Source organism: Thioalkalivibrio sp. ALE23 (genome assembly GCF_000378545.1).
Taxonomy (GTDB): Bacteria; Pseudomonadota; Gammaproteobacteria; order Ectothiorhodospirales; family Ectothiorhodospiraceae; genus Thioalkalivibrio.
Map to the genome: position 1 here is coordinate 1 of NZ_KB900085.1, position 1,256 is coordinate 1,256.

2 tRNA genes are annotated in these 1,256 nt (G+C 62.4%); both read left to right on the forward strand.

Annotation, left to right across the window (positions count from 1 at the left end):
• Positions 1 to 643 precede the first annotated feature (643 nt).
• Positions 644 to 755, forward strand: a tRNA-OTHER gene (locus F573_RS15175).
• Positions 756 to 945: 190 nt separating this feature from the next.
• Positions 946 to 1,020, forward strand: a tRNA-Asn gene (locus tag F573_RS0114030).
• Positions 1,021 to 1,256: the final 236 nt, after the last annotated feature.

Consider the following 1,256-nt stretch of genomic DNA (forward strand, 5'->3'; position numbering starts at 1 on the left):
GCCCCCTGGTTGCACCCCGGATGAAGCGAAGATGCTGCTTAGTGGCAAGAACGAGGGGACGCCTTCTGAGCCTATGCATGCCCCGCTGGCCTGCCTGGCAGGTACAGGGGAACCCGATTGAAAGGGGAGCATCGCTTCATCCCGCTTCATGCGGGAATCGCCTTTGAACGCCTCCGCTAAGGCGGGGTAACTCAGGTGACCGGGCCAGAGCGTCGAATAGCGGTAATCGAAGGCCGGCCGACAGGACCTCCAGTTCCCATCGAGGGCGATTCACCGGATGGCGCGGAAGGCAAACAGGGTTTGCAAAAGCGCGGAACGATAACCGGCGAGCCAATTCCGCCAATGAAGAGGGAGCTTCGCGCTCGGTTGACCGATGGACCTCTTCGAGTTGCTGGATTACCGGCCCCGGCCTCGCGCCGGGTCGCGCTGTCCAGTTTTTCGCCATGCGGGGTTTGCTTTGCATGACCCTCGGGGAGCGGACCGGGAGGCAGAGCAAACCGCCGGATGGCGAGGAGCTTGTGCATCCAGCGGCATAGGTCGATGAGGGCTGTCGCAGCACTCTCACGCTGTTTTGTCGTTGGTCCCCTGAAAGCTGCGACTTCAGGGGTCTCTTCGTCATCCATCCATCCGCTCCATGCGGGGTGCCACCGGGTTGCTCAACGGGTAGAGACAGTTCGCCTTAATCCGCGATGCGGGAGCCCAACAATAACGGCTCGGCGTTCCGTAGTCCGGGTTCGAGTCCCGGTCGGGTGGCACCGCCGGATGGAGTGCTTCGGGGCGTTTCGGTTGAATCTGCACGGGGTTTTATGCCTCCTTTCCCTGGTGCCACGGCTTTTGCCCGCCGGATCGTCTCGTCTCGCTACACCCGCTTCTTTCATGCCATGCGGGGTGGGCTTTGGGACATAGGACGGGGTGTATCGATCCCCTTCAGATCCCACCACTGGATGGCGTGTAGCTCAGGGGTAGAGCGCCCGACTGTTAATCGGGTGGTCGCAGGTTCGAATCCTGCCACGCCAGCCATCTTCTGCTTCATCCGGGGTGGGCTTTGTGGCGCTTCGCGCTGGAATGCCAACCCGCCCGAGACAGCCCCCAATAACAGGGGGGCAGGCTGGAACAGGGCTCGGGTACAGAGCGCACCACCGGATGGTGCAATCAGCGATGAAGGCGCACGGGTGCCTCGCGGTGAAAACGAGCCCGCCAAACCGATGCCGATGCACTGCACGCGTCGTCAGGGCGAGAGATCCAGTAACCGGGCA